Here is a 13715-nt window from a genome sequence, read left to right on the forward strand (position 1 = left end):
TTGCGCTGCGGTACATTTTTTAAAAGGAGAAATGATCGATGACCTCTGCAAAACCGACCCGCTCCGCCGTGTCCGGCCGCACCCGCACCCGCATGCTGTGCGAAGGCGCCATTATGGTGGCCCTGGCCCAGATCCTGAGCTATATCAAGATCATGGAGCTGCCCAACGGCGGCTCCCTCACCCCAGCCATGTTCCCCATCCTGCTCTTCGCCGTGCGCTGGGGCCTGAAGGACGGCCTGCTGGCCGGCTTTGTATTCGGCCTTTTACAGCTCATCTTCGACGGCGCATATGCCTGGGGCTGGCAGTCCATGCTGCTGGATTATCTGGTGGCCTTTCCCCCGTTGGGTCTGGCGGGCCTATTCAAAGGGAAAAAGTGGGGCATTTTTGCCGGCACCGTCCTGGGCTGCCTGGGGCGCTTTATCGTCCACTTCATCAGCGGCATTACCATTTACCGTATCTACGCTCCCACCGAGATTCTGGGCACGGTGTTCGACGAGCCCAATCTCTACTCGCTCGTGTATAACGGCTCCTACATGCTCCCCAACACCATTCTGGCCCTGGCCATCGCCGGGCTGCTCTACGCGCCTCTGAAGAAATTCTATGTGGGGGAGGATATTCCGAAATAAGAAGGTGTGATTGGATTGGGCAAATTTGAGGGCGTTCTCCTGGCCAGTGACTTTGACGATACCCTGGTGGGCGGAAGCTGCGAGCTGTCCCCGGGCAACCGGGCGGCGCTGGCGTATTTCATCCGCGAGGGCGGCCGCTTTACCGTGGCCACCGGCCGGGCCCGCCGCACCTTTGCCCCCTATGCGCACACCATTCCCCTCAACGCCCCCGTGATTTTGTCCAACGGCGCGCTGCTCTACGACTTTGCTGCCGGGCGCACGGTGGTGGACCTGCCCCTGCCCGAAACGGCGGCGGCCGACCTGGGGCAGCTCTGCGCCGTCATGCCCCAGATCGGAGTGGAGACCTACCACGGCGACGACGTGTATATCTTTCAGCCCAACGCCTTCACCCAGCGGCATGTGGAGCGAGTCAGGACCACCTGGACCCAGCGGGACCTGCCGGACATGCCCCAGCCCTGGAGTAAGGCGGTGATCCAGGCCGATTACCAAAGCCTGCTGACTGCCCAGAAGTACCTGCTGGACCGCTGGCCGGACCGCTATGAGGTCATCTTCTCCAACGCGGTGCTGCTGGAGTGCACCGCCAAGACCGCCACCAAGGGCGGCATGGTGCTGAAGCTGGCCCAGCGGCTGGGCGTCCGCCGGGAGCACATCTACTGCGTGGGGGACAATCAGAACGACATCCCCATGCTGGCGGTGTCTGCCGTGCCCTTTGCCCCCGCCAACTGTGCCCAGGCGGTCCGGGACTGGGGCGCCGTCCTCCTGTCTTCCTGCGAGGAGGACTGCGTGGCCCAGGTGATCCAGACGCTGGACCGGCGCTATTAAAAAGTTACGAAACACCCCGGAACGATATGCGTTCCGGGGTGTTTTGTGTCAGAAGAAATTACTCTGACTTTATAAATCGTGCTTCTCAAGGCCGGTCAGGTCTGCTATAATAGAGGCAGAAACCAGCTCATGCTAATATTTCCCAGAGAGGGGGGCCGACATGGAACGGATGCAGGCGGTGGAATTCATCATCCGACTGGAGCAGCTCTATCTGGAGCAGCGTGACATGAAGGCCCTTCTGGCGGCGATGGCGCCCGGGGTCACCTGGATCGGCAGCGGCCGGGGCGAGGTCTGCCGTGGAAAGCAGGAGGCGCGCCGCCTGCTGGAGCAAGACCTGGCCGAATACGGGGGAGCGTTCTCCATCACCGAGCGCTGGCAGGAGGCGGAGCCCCTGCCCGGCGAAGGCTGGCTGATCTATGGCGGATTCCGTGCCGAGCCCGGCGACCCGTCTGCCGGACTGGCAGAGCTGGACCTGCGGTTCAGCGCGGTCTGCACGGAAACGGAGGACGGCCTCCAACTCTGCCACATCCACCTCTCCCAGCCGGACTTTGATCAGCGGCCGGGACGGCTCTATGTCCTGCGGGACAGCCGGGCCCGGACGGAGGAATTCCGCCAGCGGGCGGCGGAGAGCCAGCGTGAGCTGCTGGATGTGATGGAAAATCTGCCCGGAGGGGTGCTCCGCTGCCGCGATGACAGAGGTTTTACCATCCTGCAGATGAGCAGCGGCTTTTTGGATATGGTGGGCTATCGTCCGGCGGAGCTGGAGGAGCAGTACCACAACCGCCTGATTGATCTGATCCACCCCGACGACCGGGAAAATGTGCGGAAGAATTTCCGCGCGCCGGTGATAAACTCCACGGTGGAGCAGGAGTACCGCCTGATCTGCCGCGACGGCCACCCGCTCTGGGTGCTGGATCGGTCCCGCCTGGTGCGCAGTCCCGGCGGCGCGCCGGTGTTCAACACCATGCTGATGGACATCACCGAGCGTAAGCAGGCCCAGGAGGCCCTGCGCCTGTCGCTGGAGCGCCATCAGATCATCATGGATCAGACCAACGACATCATTTTCGAGTGGAATATCGTACAGGATACCCTGAGTTTTTCGAACAACTGGCAGAAAAAATTTGGCTACGCCCCCATCCGGCGGGAGATCAGTACCCGCATCCCCGGCTCCAAGGACGTCCACCCTGACGACATGTCCGCCTTCCGCCAGCTCCTGAAGGCTGCGTCGGCGGGGGCGCCCTATTCATCGGCAGAGTTCCGCATCCGTAGCTGGGACGGCCGCTATCTCTGGTGCCGTATCCGGGCCACCACACAGTTTGACAGCGAGGGCAGGCCCATCAAGGCGGTGGGGGTCATCACCGACATCGACGCCGAGAAGAAACACGAACAGCGGCTGCTGGAGCAGGCTCAGAAGGATTCCCTTACCGGTCTGCTGAACCAGAGCGCGGCACGATCCCGGGCCGCCGAGCTGATCGAGGGGCGGCGGCCGGAGGAGATTCAGGCCCTGATGATTCTGGACCTGGACAACTTCAAGAACGTCAACGACCAGTACGGCCATCTGTGCGGAGACGCGGTGCTCACCGATCTGGCGGCCTGTCTGAAGCGGCAGTTCCGGGGCTCCGATGTCATCGGCCGCATTGGCGGGGATGAATTCGCAGTATTCCTGTCCAGTCTGAGCCAGGCGTCGGATGCCGGGGTCAAGGCCGGGGAAATCCTGGCCGCCATCGCCGCCCTGCCGCTGGAGGGCGCCCCCGACCTGCAGCTCTCCTGCAGCGTGGGCATCGCTCTGTGCCCGGCCGACGGTGCCGACTACCAGCGCTTGTACCAGTGCGCCGATTTGGCCCTCTACCAGGCCAAGAGCCAGGGAAAGGCGTGCTTTGCCTATTACAGCCAGGAGCTGGAGGACGGTCCCGGCCGCAGCGGCAGGAGCCGCTCCGCCGTCAGCTCCCCCATCGACTCCGACTCGGTGTGCGACGTCACCGAGCAGCTTGCCCGGTACGCCTTCCGGATGCTCTACGACGCCGGCACCACCGAGGCCGCCATCGGCCAGATGCTGGAGGTCGTAGGCCGGGCCTATGACGTGAGCCGGGTCTATATCTTTGAAAACAGCGCGGACGACACCCTGTGCTATAACACCTTTGAGTGGTGCGGCGAGGGGGTCTCGTCGGAACGGGAGAACCTCCAGGGCCTGTCCTACCAGGAGGACCTGGGGGATTACCAGTCCAACTTCGACGCCAACGGCATCTTCTACTGCCGGGACATCTCCACCCTCCACCCCGACCTCTATGCGGTGCTGGCCCCCCAGGGGATCTGCTCCATGCTCCAGTGTGCGATTCTGGACGACGGGCGGTTCAAGGGCTATGTGGGCTTTGACGAGTGCCGGGCCAACCGCTACTGGACCCAGGAGCAGATCGAATCCCTGACCCTGGTGGCCCGGGTGTTGTCCACCTTCCTGATGAAGCAGCGGCTCAGGGAGCATGTGCAGGCGCTGGAGCAGCGCCTGGCGCAGGAGAAGGAGCAATGAAAACCAAACCGCGGGACAGCCATTCGGCTGTCCCGCGGTTTTTCTTGCCTCAGGAGGCTCGCCCCATGAAGGCATAGAGCATGACCGCGGCCTCGCCCCGGGTGGCGGTGCGGTTGGGATTCAGGCGGCCGGAGCCGTCCCCCCGAACCATGCCCAGCCCCTGGGCCAGGGCGGCGTATCCCAGCAGTCCGTCGGGAATGTCGGCCTGGTCGGAGAAGGCAGTGTGGTAGATCCCCTGGAGCCGCGCCGCCGGGCCATAGCCTCCGGCGTCCAGCAGCAGCTTGGCCGTCTCTAGACGGGTGAGCGGCCTGCCGTCCTCCCGCTCCGCCCGGGTGAGCAACCCCATGCCGTAGGCGGTGCGGTACAGGTCGTCGGCCCCGGCGTCGTCCAGAGCCCCGGGGTCCACCCGGTAGCCCCGGGTGCTGACCAGCAGGGCCACCAGGTCCCGCTGGGTCAGGGCCTGGGTGGGCGCGAAGGAATCCCCGGCGTAGCCGACGCCGTATCGGGCCAGGGCCTCCACGGCGGGCTTGGCCCAGGGAGCGTCGTCCAGGTCGCCGTACTGGACGGCGGCCTCCTCATAGCGGTGGACCACAGGTTCGCCGGTCTTGGCGTCGATGCCCAGGACGGGGTCGCCGCCGCTGACCAGGGTGTAGCCCAGTTTCAGCGTCGAGAGATAGGAGAACCCCATCTCGGCCAGCGGGCCGTAGTCGGGGTTGGACAGGTCCAGCTTCTCCGGCACGGCCACATAGCCGCCCTGTAGCTGGAAGGTGGCCAGATAGGCCTCCAGCGCAGCTTGGGGACCGATGATGCCTTCAGGGCTTTCAAAGGGGATCCCCTCAGTCCAGGCCTGGTAGAAGCCGGACACCGAACCGTCGGAGGAGTCGATCTCCGCGTAGAGGCAGTTGTCCGGGAAGAAATAGCCGTTGACCTGCTGCGCGTAGACGAAGGACCAGCTCTCGGGCTCGGCGTCATCCGGGGTGCGCCAGGCCGCCGGGCCGGAATCCCGTTCATAGGCTGCGCTCTCCTCGAAGAGCTCGCCCCGGTACTTGGACAGGAAGGCCTCCGCCTTCTTCCGGGCCTCGGCCTCGGAGACCGCCGCCCGGCAGTCCTCCCGCCAGGGCATGGAGCTGGATACGCTCTCCAACCCACCGGTCTTGGCGTCCAGGGTGACGTACCGCCGCCAGATGCCCTGGTCGGTCTGCCGGACGTAGGTGAGCTGGGCGGTGACCTTGGCGTCCGCGGGAAGGGCGTCCTCGTCCGCGCCGGCCCGCTCCACCTGATAGGACGCGGCGGCCAGAGCGTAGGCGGTCAGACCCAGCTCCGATACCGCCCGGGCCCGCTGGTCCAGCTCTTCTTTACTCAGCGCGCCGGTCAGCTTCTCCACCCCGGTCTGCTCCGCCTGGGTGAGGCTTTTGGCAATGTCCATGGCCGCCGCCGACTCGGCGGGGGCTGCGCTGTTCCCGTCCCCCAGCAGGGCGCCGCCCCGGCCCAGCTCCCGGTAGAGCGCGGTCAGGTCCACCAGTTGCCCGGAGACGTCATCCACATAGTATTCGTCGGTGGGGTTGGGCAGATAGCGCAGCACTGCGGCAGTCCCGTCCTCGGAGCGCACATACTCCAGCCGCAGCGAGAGGGTGTCCCGCAGCAGGGCCTTGGCGGCCTCCGCGCCGGTGCGGAACCGGGCGGCGGGGATGTCCCCCAGGTACGCGCCCTCCAGGCTGTCCCGGTAGAACCAGGTGACGGTGTTGTCGCTGCACCGCACGGAGAGGGAGAAGGACAGCGGAGAGGGCAGGCCGTTGAGCCGCAGGGCGCCGCGGCAGCGGTACTGGGTCCTCCCCAGCCAGCCGCCGGAGTCGAAGGGCTCCAGCTCCGCCGACTCCTCCTCGCCCAGCACCCGGTCCAGGAAGGCCTGGGCCGCCGCCTGGGCCTGGACCGGGTCTCCCTCGGGTAGGGACAGGGTGTCCCGGGGGTTGGAGACGTCCTCGTCGTAGCGGTCGTAGCGCAGAATCTTGCCATCCTCGGTGGCGGTGACCTCCAGGGAGCCGGCCTCGCCGCTCCAGGACAGGTACCACGCCGGGGCCAGCTCGTTTTCCGTCAGGTCGCCGTAGAACTGGTCATAGACCTGGGTGTCGATGCCCAGCGTCTCCTTTACCCGCAGGGTGACGGCGGCCAGCCGGGCGTCGCTGTCCTCCTCCGCCGCCGCGGGCAGGGCCAGAGCGCCCAGCAGGGCCAGGGTCAGCACAAGAGACAAAAGCCGTTTCATTACAAAACCTCCATTCGATCTGAAATGGTTCGCTCTGGTATCACTATACCTCTTAGACGTAAATTTTTCCATCCGGTTCCCCAAATTTTCCTTGACTTTTATCGAACATCCGTTGTATAATTTGATCGAACAAAAGTTCCCTAAACGTTGGGAGAAAAAAGACGTCCATATGTAAGAGCGGGCGGAGAAAAAGTCCGGTTTTTAGGACAGTTCCTCTGGTAGACTGGCCACATCGACAGCGGGAGGGATCGGCATGCAGACCATTTACTATCAGACCAGCAGCTTTATTCGCCATGAGGGCAACGTGGTGGACCTGGGGGCATACCGCCGAAAGCTCTCGGCCGTGTCCGGCGGCGACTGGGAGGACGTGCCGGTCCAGGAGCCCGCGCCCACTCAGCCGGAGGCCGCCGCGCCCCTGCTGCGGCTGGTGCCGCCGGAGTCCCCCAAGGTCCGCGCCGCCCGCCGCCGGCGGAACGTGCGCCGGGTGGGCCTTGCCCTGGACCTGCTGGCCAGCCTGGCCGTGGTGGCCGTAACGGTGACGGCAATGGTGCAGTTCGTGCGTCTTGCCTGACCATACGTGGTATCCCCCATTCCGTGGGCCGCAAGATGTTGCGGCCCACGGAAATTTTGTTTGGAAAGGGGATTTTTTTCTTTACACAGGTGTTAAAATATGATAGTCTATTAAGGCACGTAAAGTGCCCATACCGGCCCTGGCGCTTCGTTTCGGGACACAGCCCGCTGTTCTGCGGGGGTCTCACCCGCCCGCTACGCAGCTCCATGGGCAATTGAAACAGAAAGGTGGACATCCCCATGATCCGTAAGGACGAAAAGACGGCCGTGATCGAGGCCAACCGCACGCACCCCACTGACACCGGCTCCCCCGAGGTGCAGATCGCCATCCTCACCGCCCGCATCAACGAGCTCACCGAGCATCTGCGGATGCACAAGCACGACAACCACAGCCGCCGCGGCCTGTATAAGATGATCGGCAAGCGCCGCAAGCTGCTGGACTACCTGGCCAACAAGGACGTAGAGCGTTACCGCGCCCTGATCGCGAAGCTCGGCATCCGTAAGTAAGAAACTGAATGAGGGGTGGCGCGGAACACCGTGCCGCCCCTTCTTCCCATGTACCAAAAATAGACGCCCACCAGAGCCCATCCACTTTTTTAGCAATTGAACCTGCCCTCGTCCCTGCCGCAGAGGAGGGCGCGTTCAAGTGCTAAAAGGGCTGAAGGCTCTGATGTGCGCCGATCAATGAAGGAGGACGCACATGTCAACCGTTATCACACACAAGCAGTTCCCCAACTACAAGGTCTTTGAGATGGATCTCTGCGGCCGGCCCCTGAAGATCGAGGTGGGCAAGGTGGCCGAGCTGGCCAACGCCTCGGCCATGGTCCACTACGGCGATACCACCGTGCTGGTGGCGGTCACCGCCTCCGCCCGGCCCCGGGACGGCATCGACTTCTTCCCCCTGAGCGTGGACTTTGAGGAGAAGCTGTACGCCGTGGGCCGCATCCCCGGCTCCTTCCTGCGCCGGGAGGGCCAGCCCTCCCTGCCCGCCGTGCTGGCCAGCCGGGTCATTGACCGGTCCATCCGGCCTCTGTTCCCCTACGATTTCCGCAACGACGTGGTGGTCACCGCCACCGTCATGAGCGTGGATTACGACTGCTCCCCCGAGGTCACCGCCATGATCGGCGTGTCGGCCTGCCTGGCCTACTCCAACATCCCCTGGGCCGGCCCCATCGGCTGCCTGGAGGTGGGCTATGTGGACGGCCAGATCGTGCTCAACCCCAATCAGGAGCAGAAGCACGCCTCCCAGCTCGACCTGACTGTGGCCGCCACCGAGGGCAAGGTCATCATGATCGAGGCCGGCGCCAAGGAACTGCCCGACGACAAGATGTACGACGCCATCGTGACCGCCCATGAGGAGATCAAAAAGCAGGTGGCCCTCATCAACGCCATGGTCGCCGAGATCGGCCGGGAGAAGATGACCTACGACCACGCCGACTTCAACCAGGTGCTCTTCGACAAGATTGTGGAGGCCACTCTGGACGAGGCCAAGGCCGCCATGGACACCGACGATAAGAACGTGCGCGAGGAGCGCTGGAACAAGCTCATCGACCACTGGCACGAGCTCTTCCTGGAGGACTTCCCCGAGATGGACAAGTACCTGGAGGAGATCACCTACAAGTTCCAGAAGAAGATCGTTAAGGCCTGGCTGCTGGAGGGCCACCGGGTGGACGGCCGGGCCAAGAACGAGATCCGTCCCCTGTCCGCCGAGGTGGGGGTCCTGCCCAAGGTCCACGGCTCCGGCCTGTTCACCCGCGGCCAGACCCAGGTCCTGTCGGTCTGCACCCTGAACACCCTCTCCGCCTGCCAGAAGCTGGACACCATCTGGGAGGAAGAGGAGAAGCGGTATATGCACCACTATAACTTCCCCTCCTACTCCGTGGGCGAGGCCCGCGCCGCCCGCAGCGTCAACCGCCGCGAAAAGGGCCACGGCGCCCTGGCCGAGCGGGCCCTGGAGCCCGTCATCCCCAGCCAGGAGGATTTCCCCTACGCCATCCGCGTGGTCTCTGAGGTCCTGAGCTCCAACGGCTCCACCTCTCAGGGCTCCATCTGCGGCTCCACCCTGGCTCTGATGGACGCCGGCGTGCCCATCTCCGCCCCTGTGGCCGGCATCTCCTGCGGCCTCATCCAGGACGACGACGGCTCCTTCACCACCTTTATCGACATCCAGGGCGTGGAGGACTTCCACGGCGAGATGGACTTTAAGGTGGCCGGCACGAAGAAGGGCATCACCGCCATTCAGATGGACATCAAGAATGACGGCCTGAGCCACGCCATCATCCAGGAGGCCCTGGCCATCACCAAGGACGCCCGCTTCGCGATCCTGGACGAGGTCATGCTGCCCTGCATCGCCCAGCCCCGCCCCGACGTGGCCGACACCGCCCCCAAGATGGTGAAGATGAAGATCGACGTAGACAAGATCCGCGAGGTCATTGGCTCCGGCGGCAAGGTCATCCAGAAGATCTGCGCCGACACCGGCGCCAAGATCGACATCGAGGACGACGGCACCATCTATATCGCCGGCGTGGACAAGGCCTCCTGCGACGCCGCCAAGAAGACCATCGAGACCATCGTCTTTGTGCCCGAGGTGGGGCAACTGTATTACGGCAAGGTGGTCCGCATCCTGCCCTTCGGCGCTTTCGTAGAGCTGGCCCCCGGCAAGGACGGCATGGTGCACATCTCCAAGCTGGCCAACCGTCGGGTGGAGAAGGTGGAGGATGTGGTCAACATCGGCGACATGATTTGGGTGAAGGTCACCGAGATTGACGAGAAGGGCCGCGTGAACCTGAGCTACAAGGACGCCCTGAAGGAGCTGGAGAACAACCCCGGCCTGAAGAAGTAAGAAATATGAACGCATGGTTTGAGGCCGCTGGAGCGGCGGCGTGGGGCGCCGTCGGCTTCGGCGGCCTCTCCCGCTGGATGGACCCGCCTGCCCGGGCTCGGGCGGAGAGGCTGTGCCCCTCCCCGACCGGGGTCTTTGTGGCCGCCTTTCCCTATTACGCGGGGGATGATCCCGGCAACCTGTCCCGGTATGCCCGGGGAGAGGACTATCACGCCGCAGTGGTTCTGCGGCTGGAGCAGGTGTGCGCGCGGCTGCGGGCCCGTTGGCCGGAGCACATCTTCCGGCCCTCCGCCGACAGCAGCCCCATTCCCGAGCGGGCCGCCGCCCTGTGCGCCGGGCTGGGGGTGCTGGGGGACAACGGCCTGGTGCTGCTGGACAAATGGGGCTCCTGGATCTTTCTGGGGACCATCCTGACCAATCTGACCGGCTATCCCTGGCCGGAGCCCGTCCCCCTGCGCCGGTGCGTCCACTGCGGGGCCTGCGCCGCCGCCTGCCCCGGCGGGGCATTGGAGGCAGACGGGGTCCGGACGGACCGCTGCCTGTCCCATCTGACCCAGAAAACGGGGGAGCTGACGCCGGAGGAGGCCGCCCTTTTGTCGGCCCACCCGCTGATCTGGGGCTGCGACGTGTGCCAGCAGGTCTGCCCCTATAACCGGGCTGCGCCGGTCACCCCCCTGCCGGAATTCCGGGACGATCTGGTGCCCGCCCTGACGCTGCCGGACGTGGCGGGGCAAACCCGCAGACAGTTTTTGGAGCGCTACCCAGGGCGGGCCTTTACCTGGCGGGGACCGGGGCCGCTCCAGCGCAATCTGGAGCTGAAGGACGGGGAATAAAACGGCCGCCTTTCGCGGAAACTAACCGTGAAAGGCGGTGTATTTATGCAAGTACGCGATTTGATGAATCAGAGCGTGGTGTCCATCGACCCGTCCGAGTCGGCGGCCCTGGCGGCCCGGCTGCTGGCCCGGCATAACCTGGGCTCCCTGCCGGTGTGCGGCACGGACGGAGGCCTGCGGGGCATCGTCACCGACCGGGATATCGTGACCCGGTGTGTGGCGGCGCAGGAGGACCCCAGCAAGGTGCCGGTGCGGGACATCATGACCCGAAACTGCGCCGTGGTGGCCCCCGACGACGACGCTCACGAGGCGGCCCGCAGAATGGCGGCCCAGCAGGTCCGGCGTCTGCCGGTCATGGAGGGGGACAAGGTGGTGGGGATGCTCTCCCTGGGGGACCTGGCCTGTTGCCAGCAGTACGACATGGAGGCGGGCGCGGCCCTCAGCGAGATTTCCGACAACGTCCACCGGGTCCGCAGCATGGAGCATGTTCCTCAGAGCATCAAGCGCCACGCGGAAGAGGAGTAAAACGGGCCCCCGGCCAATGGACCGGGGGCCCGCTTCTCACTCCGGGACGTCGGCGTCCCGCTGGGCCGGGCCGTCCAGCAGACGCCCGCGGTAGTCGAACCGGGAGCCGTGGCAGGGGCAGTCCCAGCTCTTCTCATCCGGGTTCCACTCCAACTGGCAGCCCAGATGGGGGCAGCGGACCGAGACGCAGAAGACCTCCCCGCCGTCATCTTTGTAGACCCCCAGCTTTTCCCCGCGGTACTCCACCACGCCGCCATGGCCCCTGGGCAGGGCCTCCACCTCTGCCCTGGGGGGCGTGAACAGCCGTCGCCCCAGCCCCTTGGCGGCCTGGGCGCTCTCCTGGAGGAGGGCCTTCCCGGCGGCGGGGGGCTGGAAGCGCTGGGGGGTAAAGACCTCCTCCCAGGGGCTGGCGCCGGTTGTGATGAGGTCGGTGAGCAGCCGGGCGGCCACCATGGAGGAGGTCATCCCCCACTTCTGGAAGCCGGTGGCCACATACCAATTGGGTGTGGTGGCGGAGAACCGACCGATATAGGGCACACCGTCCAGGGGCATCCCGTCCTGAGCGCTCCAGGCGGCCATCTCCCGGCTCTCAGGCCAGAAGCTCCGGGCGGCCTGCCGCAGCTTCTGGTACTGCCCGCCCGCCGAATTTTCCCCGGTGCGGTGGCCCCCGCCGCCCAGCAGGAGCAGGTCTCCCTGGGGCCGGAAGGAGAGGCCGTCGCCGTCGGTGCCGAAGTACATCCCCTCCAGCCCGGCGGCGTTTTCCAGGGCCAGCACGTAGCTGCGCTCCTGGTGCATCCGGAGAAAATAGTATCCCGGGACGTTGCGGAAGGGGTAGTGACAGGCGAACACGACGTGCTCCGCCGTCACCGTCCCCCGGTCGGTGATCACCCGGTTTCCCTCCACGTCCCGTACCCGGGTCTGCTCATAGAGCTCCAGCGGCTCCGCCACGGCGTCCAGGAAGCGCAGCGGGTGGAACCGGGCTTGATTCCCGAACCGCAGGGCGGCGGCCACGGGGAAGGGCAGCTCGGTGTCGGCCGTGCAGGCCGCGTCGATGCCCAGGCTGTGGGCGGCCTCCGCCTCCCGGTGGATGGGCCAGGGGTCCCCGGTGGCGTAGAGGTAGGCCGGGCAGTCGGTAAAGTCGCAGTCGATGCCCCCCTCCCGGACCATACGGCGGTATTCCGCCACGGCCCACTGGTTAGCCTGGGCGTAGAGCACGGCCTTTTCCCGGCCGAGCTGGTCGATGAGCCGCTCGTAGATGAGGCCGTGCTGGGCGGTGATCTTGGCGGTGGTGCGCCCGGTCTGGCCACTTCCGGCCCGGGCGGCCTCCAGCACCACCGTCTCCAGCCCCGCCGCCCGGAGAAAATGGGCGGTGAGGATGCCGGCCAGCCCGCCGCCGATGACGGCGGCGTCTACCTTCCGGTCCCCCGACAGGGGCTCCCGAGGCCGCAGGGAGGCGGTCCTGTTCCAAATGGATTCCTGCATGGCATATCCCACCTTTGGGCGGGGGAGGGCCCCGCCGTTCTCGATGGTCTAGCATGCGCGATATTTTGGAAAATATGCGCCGTTCAGCCCTGAGCCTGCCAGAGAGGCTCCCAACTGGCGGAGTTTTCCCCCACCGAGACGTTCCGCTTGCGGGGCTGGGCCCCAAGGGTTTGCCGGTTCAGTCGGGAATATACTCCCGGATGCGCAGCACGGCCCCCAGCCCCTCGGCCAGGGCCCGGCAGGCGGCGATCTCGGCCGGGCTCTTGTCCTTGTTGACGATGGTCATCACCACCGTGGGCACATACCCTGCCGCCCGGCGGGTAAAGTCCAGCATGGCCTGCCAGGCCGCTTCCCCGTCCCGGGGATGGGTGACGGCGCAGTACTCCTCCGCCGTGGAACCGTTGAGGGAGATGGACAGCACGTCGATGCGGCCCTTTAGATCGGGGGTCACGTCCCGGCCCAGGATCAGATTGGCGTGGCCGTTGGTGTTGATGCGCACCGGCGGCAGGGCGGGGACGGCCTGTTTCAGCGCATCCACCAGCCAGCAGATGTCGTCGGTGCGGAACATGGGCTCCCCAAAGCCGCAGAACACCAGCTCCCGGTAGCAGGAGAAGTCCCGGGAGAGCAGGTCGGCCAGGGCCTCCTCCCGGGTGGGCTCGTGGTCCAGCCACAGGTCATCGGCGTAGATACTGCCCTTGTGGCCGTTGTGCCGCAGGCAGAACACGCAGGCGCAGTCGCACCGGTTGGTCAGGTTGACGTACAGCGCCCCTTCATACGCATAGGAAATGGTCTCCATACGGTTGTACCTCCTCACAGAATGTTGAAAAACCGTTTGCCGTTTTCCAGGGTGGCCCGGAGGACTTCTCCGGTCTCCAGCCCCTTGAGCTGGGCCACACGGGCGGCGGTCAGGGGGAGGAAGGAAGAGTCGCACCGCTCCCCCCGGTGGGGCTCGGGCGCCATGTAGGGGGCGTCGGTCTCCAGCATGAGCCGGTCCAGCGGGACCCAGCGCACCACCTCCGGAGCCCGCCTGGCGTTGGAGAAGGTGATGTTCCCGGTGAAGGAGAGCATCCAGCCCCGGTCCACCGCCACCTTGGCGTCCTCCAGGCTGAGGGCGCAGCAGTGGAACACGCCCCGGGCGTTGGGGTGGGAGCGGACGATATCCAGGCAGTCCTTGTGGGCGTCCCGGTCGTGGACGATGGCAGGCAGGTCCAGCTCCTCCGCCAGGGAGAGC

Annotated in this window: 12 protein-coding genes; 8 read left to right on the forward strand and 4 right to left on the reverse strand. The window is 65.6% G+C overall.

Annotation, left to right across the window (positions count from 1 at the left end; all coding sequences use genetic code 11):
• Nucleotides 1–38: 38 nt before the first annotated feature.
• The 3 genes from thiT (at nucleotide 39) to B3H64_RS10330 (ending at nucleotide 3972) form a co-directional block, all read left to right on the forward strand.
• Entirely contained in the window at nucleotides 39–626 is a 588-nt protein-coding gene (gene thiT / locus B3H64_RS10320) for an energy-coupled thiamine transporter ThiT (protein ID WP_238073712.1), read from the forward strand.
• 6 nt (nucleotides 627–632) lie between these two features.
• Nucleotides 633–1448, forward strand: a complete 816-nt coding sequence (locus B3H64_RS10325) for an HAD-IIB family hydrolase (RefSeq protein WP_286734908.1) — start codon at nucleotides 633–635, stop codon at nucleotides 1446–1448.
• A 160-nt stretch (nucleotides 1449–1608) separates the two neighbouring features.
• Entirely contained in the window at nucleotides 1609–3972 is a 2364-nt protein-coding gene (locus tag B3H64_RS10330; protein WP_286734910.1) for a diguanylate cyclase, read from the forward strand.
• A 49-nt stretch (nucleotides 3973–4021) separates the two neighbouring features.
• Here the strand turns inward: B3H64_RS10330 and B3H64_RS10335 are convergent, their stop codons facing one another.
• Nucleotides 4022–6232 (reverse strand): S-layer homology domain-containing protein, encoded by a 2211-nt coding sequence (locus B3H64_RS10335; RefSeq protein WP_286734914.1) that lies wholly within the window; start codon nucleotides 6230–6232, stop codon nucleotides 4022–4024.
• 253 nt (nucleotides 6233–6485) lie between these two features.
• Here B3H64_RS10335 and B3H64_RS10340 point away from each other — a divergent pair, with 253 nt between their 5' ends.
• The 5 genes from B3H64_RS10340 to B3H64_RS10360 all read left to right on the forward strand — a co-directional run bounded on the left by B3H64_RS10340 (nucleotide 6486) and on the right by B3H64_RS10360 (nucleotide 11002).
• Nucleotides 6486–6803 carry a hypothetical protein gene (locus B3H64_RS10340; protein WP_050617316.1) on the forward strand — a complete coding sequence of 106 codons (318 nt, stop codon included), beginning with the start codon at nucleotides 6486–6488 and terminating at the stop codon, nucleotides 6801–6803.
• A gap of 239 nt (nucleotides 6804–7042) precedes the next feature.
• Nucleotides 7043–7309 (forward strand): 30S ribosomal protein S15, encoded by a 267-nt coding sequence (gene rpsO, locus B3H64_RS10345; protein WP_238073708.1) that lies wholly within the window; start codon nucleotides 7043–7045, stop codon nucleotides 7307–7309.
• A 193-nt stretch (nucleotides 7310–7502) separates the two neighbouring features.
• Entirely contained in the window at nucleotides 7503–9644 is a 2142-nt protein-coding gene (locus B3H64_RS10350; protein WP_286734915.1) for a polyribonucleotide nucleotidyltransferase, read from the forward strand.
• 5 nt (nucleotides 9645–9649) lie between these two features.
• Complete coding sequence (locus B3H64_RS10355; protein ID WP_050617313.1) at nucleotides 9650–10477, forward strand: epoxyqueuosine reductase; 828 nt, start codon at nucleotides 9650–9652, stop codon at nucleotides 10475–10477.
• A 45-nt stretch (nucleotides 10478–10522) separates the two neighbouring features.
• Nucleotides 10523–11002, forward strand: a complete 480-nt coding sequence (locus B3H64_RS10360; RefSeq protein ID WP_050617312.1) for a CBS domain-containing protein — start codon at nucleotides 10523–10525, stop codon at nucleotides 11000–11002.
• Nucleotides 11003–11038: 36 nt separating this feature from the next.
• On the opposite strand, the gene B3H64_RS10365 is transcribed toward B3H64_RS10360, so the two are convergent.
• The 3 genes from B3H64_RS10365 to B3H64_RS10375 all read right to left on the reverse strand — a co-directional run.
• Entirely contained in the window at nucleotides 11039–12484 is a 1446-nt protein-coding gene (locus B3H64_RS10365; RefSeq protein ID WP_050617311.1) for an FAD-dependent oxidoreductase, read from the reverse strand.
• Between the two features lie 178 nt (nucleotides 12485–12662).
• Nucleotides 12663–13280, reverse strand: a complete 618-nt coding sequence (locus tag B3H64_RS10370) for a TatD family nuclease-associated radical SAM protein (RefSeq protein ID WP_238073703.1) — start codon at nucleotides 13278–13280, stop codon at nucleotides 12663–12665.
• A gap of 14 nt (nucleotides 13281–13294) precedes the next feature.
• On the reverse strand, nucleotides 13295–13715 hold a 421-nt coding region (locus tag B3H64_RS10375), incomplete at its 5' end, for a TatD family hydrolase (RefSeq protein ID WP_286734917.1).

Source organism: Intestinimonas sp. UBA1698, assembly GCF_002320075.1.
In the GTDB taxonomy this organism is placed as follows: domain Bacteria; phylum Bacillota; class Clostridia; order Oscillospirales; family Oscillospiraceae; genus Intestinimonas; species Intestinimonas massiliensis.